We start from the raw sequence: 17923 nt of genomic DNA, 5'->3' as shown, positions 1-17923 counted from the left end.
TTTCGGCGGACACCGATCGCGTGCGACAATGCCCCGGTCAGACGAGGACGACAGGAGACGCGGGTGCGAGCCGAGGTGACCGCCGCGTCCCGCTGCGCCGTCACAGCGACCCTGGCGACCCTCGCGGGCCTCGGTCCGTACTTCACCGCCACGACGGGTGATCCCGGGCCGGGCGACTGGCGTCCGGTGCGCGACCTGTACGACGACGCCCACGCGCTCGCCGGCGTCGCGGGGCACGTGGGCGCGCGGATCGGCAGCACCGAGTACCGGGTGGCGGCGTCGACGTTGTTCCTCGGGTACGCGGCCCGACTGTGGTCGCTCACGCTCGGCGGCATCGTCCGCGCCGGCATCCTGCCCGACGCCGACCGCCTGCTGTGGCGCGACACGGACGGCCGCATCGACCTGCATCTGGCCGAGCCGGTCGGCTGGGGAGGCACCGGCCTGGTCGACGTCGCGCGGCAGATGGTCCTCGACCGCCACCTGGCGCCGCTCGTCGCCGCGATCCGCACCGTCGAGCCGATGTCGGACCGCCTGCTGTGGGGCAACGCCGCGTCGGCACTGATCGGGGCCGCCCGCATGCTCGACGGTGCGAGCGACACGGCGGCAATGCGCGTCGCCGAGACGATGCTGCGGGACTCTCGACTGATCGATACCGTCGACCGGCAGGGCGACGGTTATCGACGTCGTAGCTGCTGCCTCTTCTATCGCACGCCGGTCTCCGGCTACTGCGGGGACTGCGCGCTCATCCCTCCGCACGCACCCGAGCCCGGGCAGGGGTCCGACCCAGCGAAAATAGGTCATTAGACCGAGGCGGCGTGCCCCGCACCACAAATTGCACTAGAGTACAAAAATGTTGCCCCTCCCCCCTGGGCAGCAACGGGGCTCGTCCGGCTTTCCCCCCCTGTCCGGACGAGCCGTCGGGTGGTGGCGCGTGAGAGTACTCCGCGCCACCACCTGGCACCGTCTCCGCGCAGCTGACAGGATGCGCGGATGATCCTCGAACACGCTCCCTTACAGGTGAAACCGGGCCACGCCGACGAGTTCGAAGCGGCGTTCGCACAGGCGCGAACGATCGTCTCCGCAATGCCGGGGTTCCGCCGGCTCTCGTTGTCCCGCTGTGTCGAACGCCCGGACGCGTACCTCCTGCTCGTCGAGTGGGACACTCTCGAGCACCACACCGAGGGATTTCGGGGCTCCGACGAGTACCAGCAGTGGCGGCACCTGCTACACCACTTCTACGACCCGTTCCCCACCGTCGAGCACTACGAGCCCGTGGACCGCGCCTGAACGCCCGAGCCCCACCGGACGCGTTACCACGGACGTTCCGCACAGTGGACCGTTCGACGAGACAGCCGCCACAATCTGGTTTACGGTCGATCCGCCTCCCAGTCAACCGAAAGGTTGTTTGGTTGCGGCTATCGACAACCGGACACCGTGCCGGCGTACACACCAGAGGAGTAAAAATGGGTTCGTCTGACGCAGATCTCGCGCTGATCAAGCAGATTCAGCCGGTCGTGAGCGGCATCGGCACCGTCATCGGTGGCCTCGGCGCCATCCTGAGCCTCATCGGCGCGGTGGCTGCTTTCAGCTGATTCGTCAGCCACAGGCTCGAAACCCCCGACCCGTCCCCGGACGGATCGGGGGTTTCCTCGTTCGGGGGGAACCTCGCGGCGGGAGCTCGGACACGAAGAAGACCGGGCCACGATCGCAATGATCGTGGCCCGGTCTTCGGAGTGGAGCTAAGGGGACTCGAACCCCTGACCCCCACACTGCCAGTGTGGTGCGCTACCAGCTGCGCCATAGCCCCGTATCGAGTTGTTCTCTGCGCTTCGGGAGTGACTCCCTCGTGCTGAAAGAAAGTTACACCACCGCCGACTCGGACAACAAATCGGCTGGTCAGAGGCGATAAGCCGGTCGGTGGCCGGTCCGCTGCGGACCGGCCACCGGGCAGCTTCTACTGCGAAACCTGCGAGACCCAGTCCGGATCGCTCAGGGCGTCGATCACCTGGCCGTTGTGGACGACGGCCGGGGTGCCGGTGGCACCGGACGCGGCGAGGGCCTGACGGCCCGTCTCGGCGTCCGCGGCGGCCTGTTGCATGCGCTCACCGCTCGTGATGCAGTTGACGGCCGCCTCGTCGGCGCCGGCGTCCTTGGCGAGGGTCGCGAGCTGTTCGTTGGACAGATCGGACTTGCCGTTCTCGGCGGGCTGGTTGGTCGGCGAGAACAGCTCGGCGTGGAACTTCGAGTACGCGATGGCGTCACCGGTCTGCGCGACGCACTGCGACGCGGCCACGGCGCGCGTCGAGTAGTCCCCGCTGGCCGAGAGCCGGTTCAGGAAGTTGAGAATGTGGTAGTTGACCGCGACCTTGCCCTCGTCGATGGCCTGCGCCACTTCCTGGCCGTGCTTCTCCTCGAGCTGCGCGCAGTACGGGCACATGGGGTCCTCGAACACGTCGATGGTGTTCGTGACATCCGGCAGGCCCAGACGGACGACGCCCGCCTCCCCCATCGTCACCTGGACGGCGGAGTTCTGCACCGCTCCGTATCCCTCGTTGCGCGGCTTGTTGCTGTCGCGCGTGAGGAGAATGCCGCCGATCACCAGCGCGGCGATCACGACGACCGCGATGCCGCCGACGATGTACGTGGCCTTGCTGGAGGTCGGTTGCGGGTTGTACTTCGCCGACTTCGGTTTCTTCGAACTCACTTCGCGTCCTTCGTCATGGTTGTGAGATCCGTGCGGAACTTGACCGGAGTGCCTGCCGCGGGGCCGCGTGCAGGCACTACTCGGGACCTACTCTGCCACCGCTGCCTGAGCGGGCACTGAGAACGACCCGCGCGAGCGCGGCCCGAGAGCGAACGGACTACGCGGGAAGACGACGAGCCACACCGCCAGCGCCAGGAACCCGACGTCCCGGGCGATCTCCCGGGCGTAGTCCCAGCCGTCCACGTCCGCGGCCCCACCGCCACCGAAGCAGCCGCAGTCGATCGACAGCCCGCGCGCCCACACCGAGATGATGACGCCGATGAGCACCAGCAGGGCCGCGGCGGACACGATCGCCGTGAGCCGCACACCGAGTCCGATCACCAGGAACAGGCCGAGCGCGATCTCGAGCATCGGCATCGTGTACGCCACCGGGCGCACCAGGTCCTCCGGCAGAAGCTGGTAGGCCCGGACCGCCACGACCGTCTGCGTCGGGTCGATGAACTTGATCCACCCGGAGATCAGCCACACCGCGGCCAGACCGAGGCGCGCGAGGAGGCTCACAATGCGTATCCACACGTCTCACACGCTACCGAACAGGCCGGCCCGCGCTTTCTGGATCATCGCCCGTTTCCGCAGCTGGATTCGGTCGTAGGGACGACTGCGTGCCCCGTCCCGAGAAGCTTCGAGTCGCTGTTCGCCGGCTCGCGGGCGGCGGCGCGGGCCTACTGCTCGCGGGCGGGCTCGCCGCGTCTTTCACCGCCGAGCTCCGTGGGACCCTGCGGCAACTGATGTTCGGTGCGTTCGCGGTCGGTGCCACGTACGTCGTCGGTGCGCTCGTCGGGCTCGGGGTCGGCTGATCCCGGACGGATCCCCTTGGGCACCACCACCCACAGCAGGATCGGCAGGAGCATGATCGCGCCCGTCACCGCCCATGCCGCCTCGAAGGAGAGCTTCTCCGCGAGGCTTCCCGCCACGAGGGGCCCGGCGAAGCCGCCGATGTCGCTGGTCATCTGGAACGCAGCCAGCAGCGGCCCCCCGCGCCGACCGGAGCCGACGACGTCGGCCACCGCAGCCTGCTGCGCCGGGCCCATGATGCCCGAGCCGATGCCGGAGATAGCGGTCGCGACGTAGAAGATCACGAGGTCGTCGGTCAGACCCATCGTCATCGTCGACAGTCCACAGATCAGCAGTCCGGCGATCACGAACGGCTTCCGCCCCATTCGGTCCGACAACCGTCCCGAGCGCAACAGGACCAAGGCGTTGCCGACCGCGAACACCGTGAGCGCGACGGCGGTGGCCGCGGTGTCCCCCTCCAGAGCGGTCACGACGAACAACGGGACGAGCGCGATCCTCACACCGAAGATGACCCAGCCGGTGGCGAGATTCGACGCGAGTGCCGCCCGGAACATCGGTGCGCGCAAACCCTCCCGCAGGGTCATGGTCTGCAGACCGCTGTCCGTCTCGGGTGCGGCGAGGCGCGAGTTGCGGAGTGCGACGAACACGACCGCGGCCGCGACCACCAGCGCGACCGTGTAGATCGCGAACGGCACCCGCAGACCGAAGCGGGCGAACACGCCGCCGAACAGCGGGCCGGTGATGGTGCCGATCAGGAACGACGCGGTGTAGATCCCGGACACCCGGCCGCGGCCCTGCGGCGGCGACATCCGGATCAGCAGGCCGAGCGCGGACACCGTGAACATCGTCGATCCGATGCCGCCGAGGGCCCGGAAGACGAGCAACTGCCAGTACTCGGACGCGACCGTGCAGGCGCCCATCGACGCCGCCGTGATGAGCAGCCCGGACATGTAGGTGGGGCGCTCACCGAGTTTCTGGACGAGCCGCCCGCTCATCGGTGCGAACAGCAGACGCATCAGCGCGAACACGCTGATGACCGCGCTGGCCGCGGTGAGGCCCACCCCGAAGCTGCTCGCGAACTGCGGCAGCGCCGGCGCCACGATCCCGTAGCCGAGAGCGACGATGAACGCCGACACGACGAGGACCCAGATCTCCTTGGGCAGTTTCGTGTCGGCGCCCGCCGCCGCGTCAGTGTTACTCATTGCCGATGAATCTATCGGCGAGGGTGAACGGCCGTTCAGCCCAGTCCCAGTGCGCGGGAAACGACGTCTTGAGCGGCGGCCTGTACCTGCGCGAGATGTTCGGGGCCACGGAAGGATTCGGCGTAGATCTTGTACACGTCCTCGGTCCCGGACGGGCGGGCGGCGAACCACGCGTTCTCCGTGGTGACCTTGAGGCCGCCGATGGCCGCACCGTTGCCGGGCGCGGCGGTGAGCGTCGCGGTCACCGGTTCGCCGGCCAGTTCGGTCGCGGTGACCTGTTCCGGCGACAGCCTCGCCAGCACCGCCTTCTGTTCGCGGGTCGCCGGCGCATCGATGCGGGCGTACGCGGGATCGCCGTGCTGCCGGGTGAGTTCGCGGTACCGGGCCGACGGGCTCTGCCCGGTGACGGCAGTGATCTCGGCGGCCAACAGCGCCAGCAGGATCCCGTCCTTGTCGGTGGTCCACACGGTGCCGTCGTGGCGCAGGAAAGATGCGCCGGCGCTCTCCTCACCGCCGAAGCCGAGTGAGCCGTCGAGCAGTCCCGGCACGAACCACTTGAAACCGACCGGCACCTCCACGACGGGGCGTCCCAGTCCACCGGCGACGCGGTCGATCATCGACGAACTGACGAGCGTCTTGCCGACCTTCGTCGTCGGCGACCACCCGGCGCGGTAGGTGTAGAGGTAGTCGATCGCGACCGCGAGGTAGTGGTTGGGATTCATGAGGCCGCCGTCGGGAGTGACGATGCCGTGCCGGTCGGCGTCGGCATCGTTCCCGGTCGCGAGGTCGAATCGGTCGCGGGCCGCGATGAGCGAGGCCATCGCGTGCGGCGACGAGCAGTCCATCCGGATCTTGCCGTCACCGTCGAGTGTCATGAACCGCCACGTGGCGTCGACGAGCGGGTTGACGACGGTGAGGTCGAGGCGGTGCCGCTCGGCGATGGCCCCCCAGTAGTCGACGGAGGCACCACCCAGCGGGTCGGCCCCGATTCGCAGACCGGACGCCCGGATCGCGTCGAGGTCGAGGACGCCCGGCAGGTCGTCGACGTACTCGGAGAGGTAGTCGTACCGCCCGGCCTCCGCGAGGGCCCGCGCCAGCGGCACCCGGGCGATCCCCGACAGGCCCGCGCGGAGCAGTTCGTTGGCGCGGTCCGCGATCGCCGTCGTGGCGTCGCTGTCGGCCGGGCCGCCGTGCGGCGGGTTGTACTTGAAGCCGCCGTCGCGCGGCGGATTGTGCGAAGGGGTGACGACGATACCGTCGGCGCGCGCCGCCGGGCCGGAGGCGTTGTGCCGCAGAACGGCGTGGCTCACCGCCGGCGTCGGGGTGTAACCGTCGCGCGAATCGATCACCACCGCAACGCCGCCCGCGACCAGCACCTCGAGGGCGGTCGCCCACGCCGGCTCCGAGAGCGCGTGCGTGTCGCGGCCGAGGAACAGTGGGCCGGTGATGCCCTGGCCGCTGCGGTACTCCACGATCGCCTGCGTCGTCGCGAGGATGTGCGCCTCGTTGAACGCGGAGTCGAGGCTCGAGCCGCGGTGGCCGGACGTGCCGAACATCACCTGCTGCAACGGATCAGCCGGGTCGGGGGTGCGCGTGTAGTACGCGGACACCAGGTGCGCCAGATCCTCCAGATCCTCCGGCAACGCCACCTGACCCGCTCGTTCGTGCACCATCGACCCCTCCGAAACCTCGAACTGGAAACTCGGTTCCCATCGTGCCAGGGCCGGGGGTTCCCGGCGCGTTCAAGCGGTGATTCGAAACCCCAACCAGGCGAATCCGATACCGATCGCGATGCTGGACGCGACATACACGACGGAGGTGCCGGTTCGCCGCACACGTGCGAGACCCACAGTTTCGGTGGCGAACGTCGAGTAGGTGGTCAGGCCACCGCAGAAGCCGGTGCCCAGCAACGCGAACACCGCGGGCGGCAACGTGGCGCCCGAGAGCAGGCCGAGGACGAAACAGCCGACGACGTTGACGACGAACGTGGGCACCGGGAAGCTCCCGTACGACGTGAGGTGGCGGCCGGTGAGGTAGCGAACCCCCGCGCCCACGCCACCACCGAGCGCGACCCACAGCACCGTCACGCTTGCGCCCGCCGCCGGGAGTGCCATTCGTCACCGAGCGCCATCCCGATGCGTGCCGCGAGCAGTGCCGGCAGGAGGGTCGCGAGGATGTACACGACCGCCGAGCCGGGGTGCTGCACGACGTCGACGGCGAACGTCGAGAACGTGGTGAATCCGCCGAGTACACCGACACCGAGGAACAGACGCCACAACCGGTCGGGTCCGAGCACGGCGGCGAGGATGCCCAGCAGCAACGACCCCAGGACGTTGATCACGAGGATGGTCCAGATACCGGGGAACTGCAGTGCGAGCGCGTAGCGGATGCTCGCGCCGACGGCCCCGCCCGCGGCGACCACCGTCAGGGCCCGCGCCTGCGCCATCGCTCCTCCTGTCTGCCGGCCGATACCTACTGTGGCAGACGCGGACGGACCGCCGCATCAGCGACGCGGGGCCGCGGCCGCGGCCGCGGCGACAATCCTCGGGCCCGCAGCCGGATCCCCCGCCACCGGGTGTGCGCGGCCACGCGCAACGGCGCGATCGGGATGGTGAGTGCGGCGGTCAGCACTTCACGCGCGGTCACGTCGCGCCGGTCGCCCACGACTGTCGCGACGAGCGGCCGTTCTCCCGGACGCTCGAGGCAGATCCCGAGCCGGAGCGACGCGTCCGGCGAGGGCACCCGCATTCGGCATTCGTCGCCGGACGGCGAGACGTAGAAGTCCTGCGCCGCGCGCGTACCCCCGTGCGCGGAGGGCCGCAGCAGATAGCACTGCCTGTCGCCGTGGGTGGTGCGCACCTCCGCGATCACACAAGCCGGGCGCCCCTCGACGTCGTGGCACCAGAACACGGTGAGCGGATCGAACACGTACCCGAACACCCGGGCATCGGTGAGCATCAGCACCTTCCCACCGTCGAGGTCGATCGCGTGCGCCGCCAGGAAGGCATCGACGGTTCGCCGCAGGGTCCACGACAGGTCCCCGAGTTCGTCTGCGGACGCGAAGCCGGCCAAGCGTGCGAGCACGCGCGGCAACCTCGGCAGGTTGTCGATGTCCACGAGCCAGCTGTAGCTGCGGTAGCGGAAGGCGTTGTGCAGCGGTGCGGTTCGCACGTGGCTGACCGTCGTGCGATAGATCGCCGGCGTCGACGGCAGCGGTGGTGGTGGTGCGGTCGTCATGCCCACAGCCTCCTCCGTGGCTCTGCTCGTACCCGATGCTCACGAGACGTTCGAAGGCGTACAGCGGCGCGTCTGGTCACGGACGAAATCGACGGCGATCCGATGCCAGCGGCCCGGGTGGCGCAGCATGGTGTGGCCCGTGCCCGCCATACCGATCCATCGGGCGTCCAGGCCCCGCGCCTGAGCCAACGTGGTCTGTCGCCGCGACGCCGCCTGGTCGGTCCAGGTGTCCGCGGTGCCGTGCACGACGACCATCCGCCGGCCGGTCGGCACGCACCCGCCCTCCCCCTCAGGCCACCACGGGGCCAGAGCGAGGACCCCGCACACCAGAGGGTCGTCGGCGACCACTGCCGCCACTCGCGCGCCCATCGAGTGGCCCACCAGAACCACCGGTGTCTGTGCCGGTCGCAGGTCGTCGAGGATCCTGCGGACGTCGTGGACGGGGCTGCGGTCGGCTCCGTTCCAACCCCGGAGCAGGTAGCGGACCTGCCGGACCTCCACTTCCGGGCAGGATCGCCGGAGCGTCCGGGTGAACGACGACATGCGCAGATCGGCGACCTGCCAGGGCTTCGAGCGGCGACGATCGCTCGCCTTGCCACCCGGCAGCACCAACACGATCAGAGCCGGGGTCCCGCCCTCACCGTTCTGCGTTCGTCTCCGTACCGACATGCCCGGTATTCGGAACCGGTGGGCGTGCGGATGGGTGATCCGCGTCAGCCGCCCGTCGACCCTGATCGCGCGCCCGTAGCAGGCCCGGTCCCCTGCTGCGCGAACGAGTCGACAGCGGCAACGAGATGCTCGGTGAAGCTGCCGCCGCCGTGCCCGGCGTCGTCGACGACGACGAGACGGCTGCCCGGCCACCGCCGGGACAGTTCCCACGCGATGTCGAGAGGACCGGACACGTCGTACCGGCCGTGCACCAGAACAGCCGGGATGCCGGCGAGCCGGTGCATGTTGTCGTGCAGCTCGCTCGGGCGGAGGAAGCAGTCGTTGCCCCAGTAGTGCGTGACGAGGCGCGCGAACACCATCCGGAACGTCGGATCCCGATATCGCGCGTCCGGCGTCCATCCGGGAGTGAGAGAGACATGTGTGTCCTCCCATTCGCACCACCGGACGGCCGCGTGCTCGCGCACCGACGGATCGCGGTGGGCGAGCAGGCGCGCGTACGCGGCGGCAAGGTTGCCGTCCCGCTCCTCCGTCGGGATCGGCTCGACGAAGCTCTCCCATTCACGCGGAAAGATCCGCCGCATGTCCCGGGTGATCCACCGGACGTCGCGACGAGGATCCGACGTGATCGCCCCGAGCGCCATCCCCGTCACGCGGTCCGGATGCGCCTGCGCGTAGGCGAGTGCGAGCGTCACACCCCACGACACCCCCACGACGAGCCACTGTTCGATGCCGAGATGCTCCCGTAGCCGCTCGATGTCCGCCACGAGGTGAACGGTGGTGTTGGTCGACAAGTCGGCCCCGGGATCGTCCGCGCGGGGCGTACTGCGGCCGCAACCGCGCTGGTCGAACAGCACGGCCCGGAACTTGTCCGGATCGAAGAGCCGCCGCCTGCCGGGCCCGGCCCCGGCGCCCGGGCCGCCGTGCAGATAGACCACCGGGAGCCCGTCCGGCTCGCCGACCGTCTCCCAGTACAGACAATTCCCGTCGCTCACGTGCAGCAGACCGGTCTCGTAGGGCTCGGTCGGTGGATAGCGGACAACCATGGGACGAGTGTGCCAGTGGGGCGAGCGGCTCCGGGCAGAAGGACTTCGGGCAGGAAAAAGGGGCCCGATCGGAAAGGTCTTCCGATCGGGCCCCTTCTCAGTGGAGCTGCCGGGAATCGAACCCGGGTCCTCCGCCGCTTTGCCAGGGCTTCTCCGTGTGCCCAGTTTCGTTGCGCGCCAACTGGTCGACTTACGCGCAGGCTATCCGCTAAGTGCTGGATTCTTGCTCGTGAGTCACCATTTGACTTGCTCGTAAGTAATTGCGGCCGGTCCAGGGTTCGCATGTCCAAAGCGGTGAGTAAGCGGTGAGCGATGCTCCGTGCGCGCCTTTATCCTTGGTCGCACACCTGTTCGACTGCTGCTATCGTCGTGGCGTGCCTGAGGGAAGCGGGCACGCGGGCAGAGGGACACCCCGAGGGGAAGTTGGGGTGTCCCTCACTCGTATCAGGCTCCGACGACTAAAGGCCCCCACCCGGTGAAGGGTGGGGGCCAGTGTCATGCGGTGGGTGTGGTGTCCCAGCCTGCCGAGTAGCGGACCTCGCCGCCGCTGTCGCGGACCTCGCATGAGAGCCATGCGCCGTCGACCTCAAGGGTGATGGTGTGCCCCGGTAGGCCGGGGAGGGTGACCGTTTCCATGCGCGACTCCTAGCCGACGGTCCAGTAGAGGTAGGTGTTCAGGGAGCCGCCCAAGACGCCGGTTCCGCCAGCGTTCGTGACCTGCAGGTGCAGGGTGTCCGTCGCGGACGTGAAGATCACCGTTCCCGTGAGAACCGTGTTGACCGATCCGGACGCCACCACTTCGGTGCCGTTCCGGACCACGCGGACGGTCTGTCCGATGTTTCCGGAGGCCCCCACTCGCGCCGTGAATGTGACCGTCATCGAGGCTCCCGAGACGAGCTTGTCGCCGACGAGGTTGGTGTCCGGGAATCCGGAGCGGACCACGAACCCAATCAGGTCGGTGACCGCGAAGCTCGTGATCGACTGGTTCCCACTCTTGTCCATGCCCATGGGGAATGGCTTGCCGGTATCCGCCGCCCGCATCTGTCCAGTGGCAGTCGCGACTGGCATCCCGACACGCGCTCCGGCGGAAACGCTCGGCGCTGTCGCCTTGCTGGTTGCGGTACTGCGCGGCACGTCCTGCCGTTGCCCGTTTCTCACCGACGGTGCGAACGCCTGCCCCGACATGGTGGCTGCGATGGCATCGGCGAGCGCCTGGCCGCACACCGACACCAGGCGCACCTCGCCCACCGCGGTCATGATCTCGACCTCGACGTCGGCCGGCACTGCTGCGATCGGCGGGGGTACCGACCCGATCGCCGTCATGGCCGGCAGGTAGACGACCCCTGCTGCGATCTCGCCGCCAGAGGCGGGCAGGAAGCGTCCCGTCGCTGGCGCGGCGAGAACTTCCAGTGCGGCCGCTCCCGTCACATCCGGCGCGAAAGCGGTTCCTGTCCCCGTCAGTGTCGGCATAGCGATGCGAGCCCCGGCCGAGACGGTCATTGCACGGAACTCCGACACTGCCGTCGAGCGCTGCAGGGCGACACTCTGCCCAGCCTGCACCGACGGGGCAAGAACCTGCCCCGAACCCGTGAACCGCCGCACCGACGCCAGAGCCGGCGTCGTGCCGTCGAACACTATGCGGTCACCCAGGCGGACCTGCACCACCTGATGTTCGACACCATCGGCGTCGATGTAGCGGAGAGCCGCCGCGACCCTGCCGTTCCGGACAATCGGCACGGCTACCTCCCGAAGTTAGGAAACGGTCATCGTGCAGATGCCGGCGGGGTCCCAGATCAGCTGGAACGCTGCGGCCGTGGACGAGATGTCCTGGTCGAACGTGGTGTACCCGATCAGCGGTCGGGTTGCATCCGATCCGGGGGTGCTGTCGTAGATGACCGCATGGCGTGCGGTGATTGTCGCTGCCGGCCACGAGGCGTCGTCGGCGTCAAGCTTGAGGGTGTTGGTCGCCGCGTCGTAGGTGACGGTGACGCCCGTGAGGGTGACGCCACCCGCGGTGTATCCGGAGCCGGACACCTCGCCTGTGATCGACGACTTGTAGCGGTGCGTGTCCTGGTTCGGAGTGTATGCCGAGGTGCACAGCATCACCTTGAGGGTGTCGCTGTCGAGGTCGACTTCCTTGTTCATGGCGCTGAGAAGGAAGCTGCCGTAGAACTTTCCGATGTGGGCCATGTGGGACTCCTGGTGGTTACTCGAAGATGACGTAGAAGGTTTCGGGATCCTTCACCATTCCGGGGTACGCGGTGAGTGGGACCGCCTGGGCGCGTGCGATACCGCCGGCGTTGGAGATGTAGCCCGTGGTCCACGACCCGGGATCGGGCGGCGTGGCGGCCTGAATGAGCGGCCACAGCTGCACCGGCGTCGGAGAGTCTGGGACGGTGATCTGGTACGGATGCGGGTCGCCTTGGATGGTGAGGATGGCGATACCCGGCTCGAGGTCGGGGGTGGTGAGCACGCCGGCGTTCGCCTGACATCGCACCTTGCGCGTCGTGATGATGCCGTCGCCGCTGTCATCCTCCCGGACGACGGGGGTGGCGAACTTGAAGACGGTCAGGTCGTCGTAGGCGCCGATATCGCGGACGGTTCCAGTAAGGATGGTCATCGTTACCCCTGCCCCGTGTTGCCCGTGGAGGTGTCACGGGAGATGTGCTGGACTGTCAGCCGGTTGCGATCGGGGCCGCCGAGGATTCCCCGGAATGCCGCGATGTACGACACCCATGCCTGTACTTGGTAGCCGGGTGCCGGCACCACCACCGAGCAGATGTTCGTCGAGGAGACCGCCTCGCTGTCATTTAGCTTGGCGCGGGTCTGCGAGAACACATTCCCCGAGGGGGTGAGTACGCGAATCTGCCACTCGATGGTGCCGGTGAGGATGTTGATGAAGTCGAACCAGAGTTGGCAGCGGATATCCCAGAGACCCTTGTCGTCGAGGATGATCCGCCCGCCAGATAGGCGGCATCCCTGCATGGGGCCGATCTGGTTCGAGAACGAGCACTGGCCGGTCTGGTTAAACCCCTGGTTGGTGTTCATATAGGCGGACCCGAAGTCGAGCAGTGGGGACAGTAAGTCGGTCCGTTGGTTCAGTGCCAACTGCCCATCGGTGAATACCTTGAACTGGTCCTTGAACTGATCCTGCGCGCCGCTGAAGGCGCCCTTTACGCCGCCGGTCATGAGGGCCATCGCGTTCGCTTCGTCGTAGCTCTGCCCGTAGTCGGAGCCGACGACATACGCGCCGTCGGGGGCTGGGCCGACTGGATAGGTCACGTCACAGCTCCTCTCTCAGAAGCTCAGGGGCGGCTGGTGGGGTCACTCCAGGGAGGTGGGTTTCGATCCAGCGCAGCAGGATGCGGATGTAGTCGAAGGCGCCGCGGCGCACGCGCTGCTCGTGTTCGAGCTTGCGTTCGAGGTCTTCGACCCGCCCCCGGAGCTCGTTCTGGTCGGTCCGAACCTCGCGGATCTCCGCGTTCAAGCGAGCGTTCTGCTCGTTGTTGGCCTTGAGGATTTCCGCCCACGCCTCGGTGTTGTTCGATTCCTTCGTAGACTGGCGGTTCACCCGAGTCCCCAGGTACGTGAACAGCGCTGCCACGATGGGGGCGGCAACGCCGATTAGGGCTGTTTGGTACCCCGACATCGATCACCCCCCAGCCTCGGCGCCGGCGGCAGCTTCAACCGTTCGGAGAGTGCGGCCACGCAGAAGATGAGGGTCGCGATCACGAGGTAGCTGGTAGCTGACACGTACGCCCGTGGGACGCCGAGGAATACCTGCGACGCCATGAAGCTGAGTGCCCACAGCATGTTGAATCCGATACCGGCACCGAACGCGGCGCCCAGGATTCGGGGGTGCGGCCAGGCCGCGGCGAACAGTGCGATCGACCCGGTCGCTATCCACCCGACCGCGTACCAGGTCAGCGGGATCGTTTCATCGACGAACGCGAGTTGCGCCACTGAGCTATCGGGAAGTTGTGGGCTGAGATAAGAGGAGCCGCGCACGATCGACGAGATGCCGATCGCCGCGGCCGCGATTCTGCGGTACACGGACCGCCCCCTTCCAGGGCTGGGCGGTCAGGTATCGGCGCGATGCCGGCCAGCCGAAGTGCCGCCGGGGGCCGCGGATAGCCAGGGCAGGAACCGCGTCATGAACAGGTTGACTCGCGGGTCGGCCAAGACGCGAGTGATCGCTGCGCACACGGCGACCGCCTGCGCCGCCAAGCCCTCCGGAGGGACGCCGGACGCAAGGATCACTGTCGGAATGAGGGAAGCGAGGCCGACGACTGCGGCGAACACGGTGCGCGCCACTGCCCGCCACGGGTGAGCTACCTGAGTGGGAGAGGTCATCACTTGCCGCCCTTCAGGAGGTCCTCGATGCGCTTGAGCTGCTGGCCCTGCTCGAACACCGCCCTGTCGATCTGATGGATGTAGCCGAGCATGTCGTCCTCGTAGGTGCTGCCAGGGACACGGGACTTGTAGCGTCCGGTCACCTTCTGGTGTACGGCGGTGAGCTTGTCGTCTTCCATGGTTCCTCCTGGGGCGGGTGCGGGGCCGTCTACGTTCGCGTAGCAGTAGCCCTTCGGTGGGATGAGGGTGGTGAGCTGCTCGAAGCTCATCCAGTAGCCGTAAGGGCTGAAGCCTGAATCGGCGATCCATACGGCGCGGGCCACGTCGTCGTAGCCCATGACCGTCATGTAGTGGTAGACGGTGCCGCCGCCGTATGCGGGTGATGTGGACCCGTGCACGCCGCGGGGGTAGTTACTCGGCGGCGCAACGATGTTCACGATGACGCCCCAGCCGGCGTTCACGGAGCGAAGGATGTCGCGCCATAGGCGGTCCTTCTGCGCGCCGGTCGGCGGATCATTCGGCATCGACACCGACGTGTAGTTCGCCTCGGGTACGCGGCGGTCCAGCACGCGCTCGATCAGCCCGATGAAGTCGGTGCCGTTCCAGGTCGTACCGATATCGCTAGCGAGGGTCGCCTCTGCGACGTTGATGCCCCGCGAGTTCAGGACCACCTGCGCGGACGCGGGTCCGCACCAGTAGCCCGTCTCCTGTCGGACGATGCCGCGGTCATAGGGCAGTTGCTTCTGGGTCATGTCACATCCCCTTCCATCGGGGGTCGTTGAGGATTTGCGGGCGCGCCTTGCCGGTCATCTCAAGCGCGAGGACGCGGGCACGTTCGCGGTCGTCGGCGCCGATTAGGTAGCCGCGCACTTCCGACGGCGTGTAGTCCGCGGGGTTGAAGGTGCGCTCCACGGACGCCATGTCTCGCTCCAGCTCTGGCGTCGGGATCACGCCGTCGCGGTAGAGCTGCTCCGCGATAGCCGCCTGCTCGTTGCGGGTGTACTCCTTCGAGCTGACATCCGGGATCACCACCGGCGGCGGCTCCGGCTCGTCGATCCCCACCCACTGCATCGTCGCGTTCTGTGGGTGCTGCTGCCCGCGTGGCGGCGGGATCAGCTTCAACTCCTGCAACTCCGGGTGATGCCGGAACCCGAGCTTCCAGAGATGCTCAGACCAGTCGTCCGCCAGATCGGATGGCGGGGTGAACTTCTGCGGCCCCGCCCAGGGGAGCCCAACGAGCGCCCACTTGAACGCCGTCTTCGGGTCCGACTGGTCGCACATAGCCTGCAAGGGGATACGCGATTGCACTAGATCACTCCCAAGTCCTGCAGGAGCCCCATGAACTCCTGCATCTGCTCGAACGCCTTCAGTACGGGGTCCTCGTGCTTGCGCTGGCCGACCTGAATCCGCCACGTCGGGGTAGTGTCCCGATCCCACGAGAGGGTGAGCTCAGAGACGCGTTCGACGATGATGCGGCCGGGGGCGAGTGGCGCCTTCAGGGAGAAGCCGATGCGGTCCCCAAGGAAGTAGTGGCCGAATCCGTTCTGGCCGATCTTCCACGGAGCGCCGTCGGCGACTTCAAGGGTGACTGAGTGCTGCTCGCGGGTTTCCCATCGGCCGGTGCGCATCGCCAGTAGCCAGGCGATGGTGTATGCCCGGTCGGCGCCTTCCTGGAACCGCTCATGGTAGTGCGACCAGCCCATGCGTTGGGCGCGGGTGATGTTGTCCCACTTGCCGAATGCGAGGACGACGTCCGTGTATAGCGGCCGCAGGATCTCGTTCGCGACACCACCCAGTGGTGGGACGCCGGGGATCATCGCGGTCAGGTCGCCGGCCATCTCGATCGCGGCGCCGATGGTCTCGTTGACCATGGGCATCGAGTTCCCACCTGCAACGATCTGCCGATCCCGTGCGGGCTTGAGCGAGTATCTCGACGACTGAATGCCAGTGAACTCGCCTTCGCGGTAGACCACCGCGGGCATTGACGGATCGGAGCCCTTCACGCCCGGCTGCGAGTAGGCGGCCGGCACGTTCGGGTCGGCGACCGTTTCGAGGGACTCTTCGAGCCCGTCGGCGCCGATGCTGGTGAACTGGCGGATCAGCCCGGAGAAGATGCTGCCACCGAACGATGTCCCAGTGTTCCAGCCAGACTTGTCGATCAGGTCCCACACGAGGGTGCCGTGCCGGAGGTTCGCGCCCGGCCAGGGCGGTGGATCGCCCTGCAGGTATCGCCGCTGCTCCCATGACAACTGCCCGTCGGCAACCTGCTTACGCGACGCCTCGTGAATGGTCTTCATCCGCGATCTGACAATCGCGCCCACCGAGGTGTCCGGCGTCAGGTCCGGCTTGACGACCTGCGACCACGTGTTCAAGTCGCCGACCGCGTTCATCGCCGAGACGGTCAGGGGGTTGCCAGCCACCCACGACGGCGACTTCTCGAGCCGATGCAGGTTCACGTACAGCGTGGTCTTGAGCGCGGTGCGCGCCCGGCCGAACTGCATCCACACCTTCGGGAACTGGAACCCGATCGGCATGAACGGGTTCGGCCACGCGAGGATGTGCTTAAGTTCCTCGTAGTCGTGTTCGAACAGCACGCGCACGCGCCGGCCACGCTCATCGTCGATGACCTGCAGCTCGGACATGCGGCCACCCCAGCGGGCGCCGTCCTTGTCCATCGTGACGTGCACATTCGAGGTGGGGCGCTCGTCGGCAGCCGCCAGCCATTCCGAGAGGAAGTAGTCGGCGGGCATCTCCAGCATGCCGACGCCGGTCTCGTTGTCGATGAACGAGAACTCGGCGCCGATCTCCCGCTTGCAGATGCCGCGCAGGTTCCAGTCGCCGTCCCAGATACGGATCAGCGGAGGGGTGAGACGCTCGTCGGCCTCGGTCTTGATCTTCGCGGTGATCTGCTCGAAGACGGCATCGAAGTCGATGGTCTGCACAGTGGTCACAGCCGCAACCCCCATGGTCGTGAGTACGGTCGGATGAGTCGTAGCTGGATGCCGACACCCGCGGGTGCGCCGGTGACGGACACCTGGAACTCGGTTCGCTTCTGCCCCGACTTGATCGGGTAGAGGAACTGGGTTCCGTTCATGCGCAGGTAGATCTGGGTGTCGATGTTCGATCGGACCTGCTCATGCTTCGCGGCCTCGTCGGTGTTGACGTAGAGATGCTCGGCGGCGAGTAGCTTCGGCATGACGATGCGCCGATTCGCATCGGCTGTGGCGCGGCGGTAGCGGTCGTCGCCGAAGCTGTAGTCCGGGATGGTCCAGCGGGCGTCCGTGGCCGCCTGCACCATCCACTGCGCCCAGATCGGATCCGGCGTCGGATTCGCGAACGGGACGACGATGGTGCCGTTCGCCGTCGACCCACCCGTGGTGTCGATCGTCGACGCCCACGGGAAGGTGTCCACCTTGTCGTACCAGTACGGGTCCGCCGCGACGCAATGCATGACGATCCGCGTATACCCGAGGGCATGACCCTTGAACGGGTCCTTGACTTCGGGCTCGCGTGCGAGCGCGATGTCGATGTAGCGGCGTGAGCTCTCCGTCTCCACCCACAGGCGGGCGGTGCGGCCATAGTCGAACGCCAACCGCCACGCCGAGTCCAACTCCTCCCAGGACCCGGCCGCGCCAAGAACGCCGACACCGAACTGGATGTCGCGCTGGAGGTATCGCTTGCCGCCGTACGTTGAGCCCTTCTCGAAGGCGTGCGAGTTGTAGATCGGCTTCACGGGCGAGTCGTAAAGCCCTTGGATATCGGTCTTGAGAGTGACGCCTTCTGCGCCGGCGCCGGGGCCGGAGAGCGTGAACATCTGACCGTTCACGCCCTCCAGCTCGACGGTGGGGGCTGCGCCCACG

The 17923-nt window shown here is 67.6% G+C and carries 23 protein-coding genes and 1 tRNA gene; 3 read left to right on the top strand and 21 right to left on the bottom strand.

Going from position 1 to position 17923, the window contains the following annotated elements; translation table 11 throughout:
- Positions 1-63 precede the first annotated feature (63 nt).
- From A6I89_RS02100 to A6I89_RS24920, 3 genes are all read left to right on the top strand, one after another.
- Positions 64-804, top strand: a complete 741-nt coding sequence (locus tag A6I89_RS02100; protein ID WP_022597014.1) for a (2Fe-2S)-binding protein — start codon at positions 64-66, stop codon at positions 802-804.
- Between the two features lie 186 nt (positions 805-990).
- Positions 991-1287: an antibiotic biosynthesis monooxygenase family protein gene (locus A6I89_RS02095; protein WP_022597016.1), complete on the top strand. Its 297-nt coding sequence runs from the start codon at positions 991-993 to the stop codon at positions 1285-1287.
- A gap of 176 nt (positions 1288-1463) precedes the next feature.
- The gene (locus tag A6I89_RS24920; RefSeq protein ID WP_005518890.1) at positions 1464-1592 is read left to right on the top strand and encodes a hypothetical protein; all 129 of its coding nucleotides are present in this window, start codon (positions 1464-1466) and stop codon (positions 1590-1592) included.
- Positions 1593-1734: 142 nt separating this feature from the next.
- Here A6I89_RS24920 and A6I89_RS02090 read toward each other — a convergent pair.
- The 21 genes from A6I89_RS02090 to A6I89_RS01990 all read right to left on the bottom strand — a co-directional run bounded on the left by A6I89_RS02090 (position 1735) and on the right by A6I89_RS01990 (position 17922).
- Positions 1735-1807, bottom strand: a tRNA-Ala gene (locus tag A6I89_RS02090).
- Between the two features lie 147 nt (positions 1808-1954).
- On the bottom strand, positions 1955-2704 hold the full coding sequence (locus A6I89_RS02085) for a DsbA family protein (protein ID WP_005518889.1): 750 nt from the start codon (positions 2702-2704) through the stop codon (positions 1955-1957).
- An 87-nt stretch (positions 2705-2791) separates the two neighbouring features.
- Positions 2792-3280, bottom strand: a complete 489-nt coding sequence (locus A6I89_RS02080; RefSeq protein WP_005518888.1) for a MauE/DoxX family redox-associated membrane protein — start codon at positions 3278-3280, stop codon at positions 2792-2794.
- A 146-nt stretch (positions 3281-3426) separates the two neighbouring features.
- Positions 3427-4761, bottom strand: coding sequence for an MFS transporter (locus A6I89_RS02075; RefSeq protein WP_005518887.1), 1335 nt, complete (start codon positions 4759-4761; stop codon positions 3427-3429).
- A 35-nt stretch (positions 4762-4796) separates the two neighbouring features.
- Positions 4797-6434: a phosphoglucomutase (alpha-D-glucose-1,6-bisphosphate-dependent) gene (gene pgm, locus A6I89_RS02070; RefSeq protein ID WP_005518886.1), complete on the bottom strand. Its 1638-nt coding sequence runs from the start codon at positions 6432-6434 to the stop codon at positions 4797-4799.
- A 69-nt stretch (positions 6435-6503) separates the two neighbouring features.
- Positions 6504-6875 carry a fluoride efflux transporter CrcB gene (crcB, locus tag A6I89_RS02065; protein WP_022597019.1) on the bottom strand — a complete coding sequence of 124 codons (372 nt, stop codon included), beginning with the start codon at positions 6873-6875 and terminating at the stop codon, positions 6504-6506.
- Positions 6845-7207: a fluoride efflux transporter FluC gene (locus A6I89_RS02060; protein ID WP_022597021.1), complete on the bottom strand. Its 363-nt coding sequence runs from the start codon at positions 7205-7207 to the stop codon at positions 6845-6847. The genes crcB and A6I89_RS02060 overlap by 31 nt, the downstream gene beginning before the upstream one ends.
- A gap of 26 nt (positions 7208-7233) precedes the next feature.
- Entirely contained in the window at positions 7234-8004 is a 771-nt protein-coding gene (locus A6I89_RS02055) for a DUF1365 domain-containing protein (protein WP_080668417.1), read from the bottom strand.
- 33 nt (positions 8005-8037) lie between these two features.
- A complete protein-coding gene (locus A6I89_RS02050; protein ID WP_022597024.1) occupies positions 8038-8667 on the bottom strand; it encodes an alpha/beta hydrolase in 630 nt (209 codons plus the stop codon).
- Between the two features lie 44 nt (positions 8668-8711).
- Positions 8712-9710 carry a prolyl aminopeptidase gene (gene pip / locus A6I89_RS02045; RefSeq protein WP_022597026.1) on the bottom strand — a complete coding sequence of 333 codons (999 nt, stop codon included), beginning with the start codon at positions 9708-9710 and terminating at the stop codon, positions 8712-8714.
- A gap of 495 nt (positions 9711-10205) precedes the next feature.
- Positions 10206-10346 carry a hypothetical protein gene (locus tag A6I89_RS24515; RefSeq protein WP_016046515.1) on the bottom strand — a complete coding sequence of 47 codons (141 nt, stop codon included), beginning with the start codon at positions 10344-10346 and terminating at the stop codon, positions 10206-10208.
- A 9-nt stretch (positions 10347-10355) separates the two neighbouring features.
- Entirely contained in the window at positions 10356-11447 is a 1092-nt protein-coding gene (locus tag A6I89_RS02040; protein WP_016046514.1) for a hypothetical protein, read from the bottom strand.
- Positions 11448-11462: 15 nt separating this feature from the next.
- Positions 11463-11900: a hypothetical protein gene (locus tag A6I89_RS02035; protein ID WP_016046513.1), complete on the bottom strand. Its 438-nt coding sequence runs from the start codon at positions 11898-11900 to the stop codon at positions 11463-11465.
- 16 nt (positions 11901-11916) lie between these two features.
- Positions 11917-12330: a hypothetical protein gene (locus A6I89_RS02030; RefSeq protein ID WP_016046512.1), complete on the bottom strand. Its 414-nt coding sequence runs from the start codon at positions 12328-12330 to the stop codon at positions 11917-11919.
- A gap of 2 nt (positions 12331-12332) precedes the next feature.
- On the bottom strand, positions 12333-12992 hold the full coding sequence (locus A6I89_RS02025) for a hypothetical protein (protein WP_016046511.1): 660 nt from the start codon (positions 12990-12992) through the stop codon (positions 12333-12335).
- Between the two features lies 1 nt (position 12993).
- Positions 12994-13314, bottom strand: a complete 321-nt coding sequence (locus A6I89_RS02020; protein ID WP_022598751.1) for a hypothetical protein — start codon at positions 13312-13314, stop codon at positions 12994-12996.
- A 20-nt stretch (positions 13315-13334) separates the two neighbouring features.
- The gene (locus A6I89_RS02015) at positions 13335-13763 is read right to left on the bottom strand and encodes a hypothetical protein (RefSeq protein WP_016046509.1); all 429 of its coding nucleotides are present in this window, start codon (positions 13761-13763) and stop codon (positions 13335-13337) included.
- A gap of 299 nt (positions 13764-14062) precedes the next feature.
- On the bottom strand, positions 14063-14815 hold the full coding sequence (locus A6I89_RS02005; RefSeq protein WP_016046507.1) for a C39 family peptidase: 753 nt from the start codon (positions 14813-14815) through the stop codon (positions 14063-14065).
- A gap of 1 nt (position 14816) precedes the next feature.
- A complete protein-coding gene (locus tag A6I89_RS02000; RefSeq protein ID WP_022598757.1) occupies positions 14817-15371 on the bottom strand; it encodes a phage gene 29 protein family protein in 555 nt (184 codons plus the stop codon).
- Positions 15371-17014 carry a Gp37-like protein gene (locus A6I89_RS01995; protein ID WP_016046505.1) on the bottom strand — a complete coding sequence of 548 codons (1644 nt, stop codon included), beginning with the start codon at positions 17012-17014 and terminating at the stop codon, positions 15371-15373. Before A6I89_RS01995 ends, A6I89_RS02000 begins: the two co-directional genes overlap by 1 nt.
- Positions 17011-17922 carry a hypothetical protein gene (locus A6I89_RS01990; RefSeq protein WP_016046504.1) on the bottom strand — a complete coding sequence of 304 codons (912 nt, stop codon included), beginning with the start codon at positions 17920-17922 and terminating at the stop codon, positions 17011-17013. The genes A6I89_RS01995 and A6I89_RS01990 overlap by 4 nt, the downstream gene beginning before the upstream one ends.
- Position 17923 lies beyond the last annotated feature (1 nt).

The sequence above is a fragment of the Prescottella equi genome (assembly GCF_002094305.1).
Taxonomy (GTDB): Bacteria; Actinomycetota; Actinomycetes; order Mycobacteriales; family Mycobacteriaceae; genus Prescottella; species Prescottella equi.
The sequence above is the reverse complement of the archived record's forward strand: the minus strand, read 5'-3'. Positions and strand labels throughout refer to the sequence as shown.

Excerpts from the sequence above, each read along its gene's own strand:
- A6I89_RS02095 (WP_022597016.1), top strand. The coding sequence starts at position 991 with ATGATCCTCGAACACGCTCCCTTACAGGTGAAACCGGGCCACGCCGAC.
- A6I89_RS24920 (WP_005518890.1), top strand. The coding sequence starts at position 1,464 with ATGGGTTCGTCTGACGCAGATCTCGCGCTGATCAAGCAGATTCAGCCG.
- A6I89_RS02075 (WP_005518887.1), bottom strand. The coding sequence starts at position 4,761 with ATGAGTAACACTGACGCGGCGGCGGGCGCCGACACGAAACTGCCCAAG.
- pgm (WP_005518886.1), bottom strand. The coding sequence starts at position 6,434 with ATGGTGCACGAACGAGCGGGTCAGGTGGCGTTGCCGGAGGATCTGGAG.
- crcB (WP_022597019.1), bottom strand. The coding sequence starts at position 6,875 with ATGGCACTCCCGGCGGCGGGCGCAAGCGTGACGGTGCTGTGGGTCGCG.
- A6I89_RS02060 (WP_022597021.1), bottom strand. The coding sequence starts at position 7,207 with ATGGCGCAGGCGCGGGCCCTGACGGTGGTCGCCGCGGGCGGGGCCGTC.
- A6I89_RS02050 (WP_022597024.1), bottom strand. The coding sequence starts at position 8,667 with ATGTCGGTACGGAGACGAACGCAGAACGGTGAGGGCGGGACCCCGGCT.
- pip (WP_022597026.1), bottom strand. The coding sequence starts at position 9,710 with ATGGTTGTCCGCTATCCACCGACCGAGCCCTACGAGACCGGTCTGCTG.
- A6I89_RS24515 (WP_016046515.1), bottom strand. The coding sequence starts at position 10,346 with ATGGAAACGGTCACCCTCCCCGGCCTACCGGGGCACACCATCACCCTT.
- A6I89_RS02035 (WP_016046513.1), bottom strand. The coding sequence starts at position 11,900 with ATGGCCCACATCGGAAAGTTCTACGGCAGCTTCCTTCTCAGCGCCATG.
- A6I89_RS02030 (WP_016046512.1), bottom strand. The coding sequence starts at position 12,330 with ATGACCATCCTTACTGGAACCGTCCGCGATATCGGCGCCTACGACGAC.
- A6I89_RS02005 (WP_016046507.1), bottom strand. The coding sequence starts at position 14,815 with ATGACCCAGAAGCAACTGCCCTATGACCGCGGCATCGTCCGACAGGAG.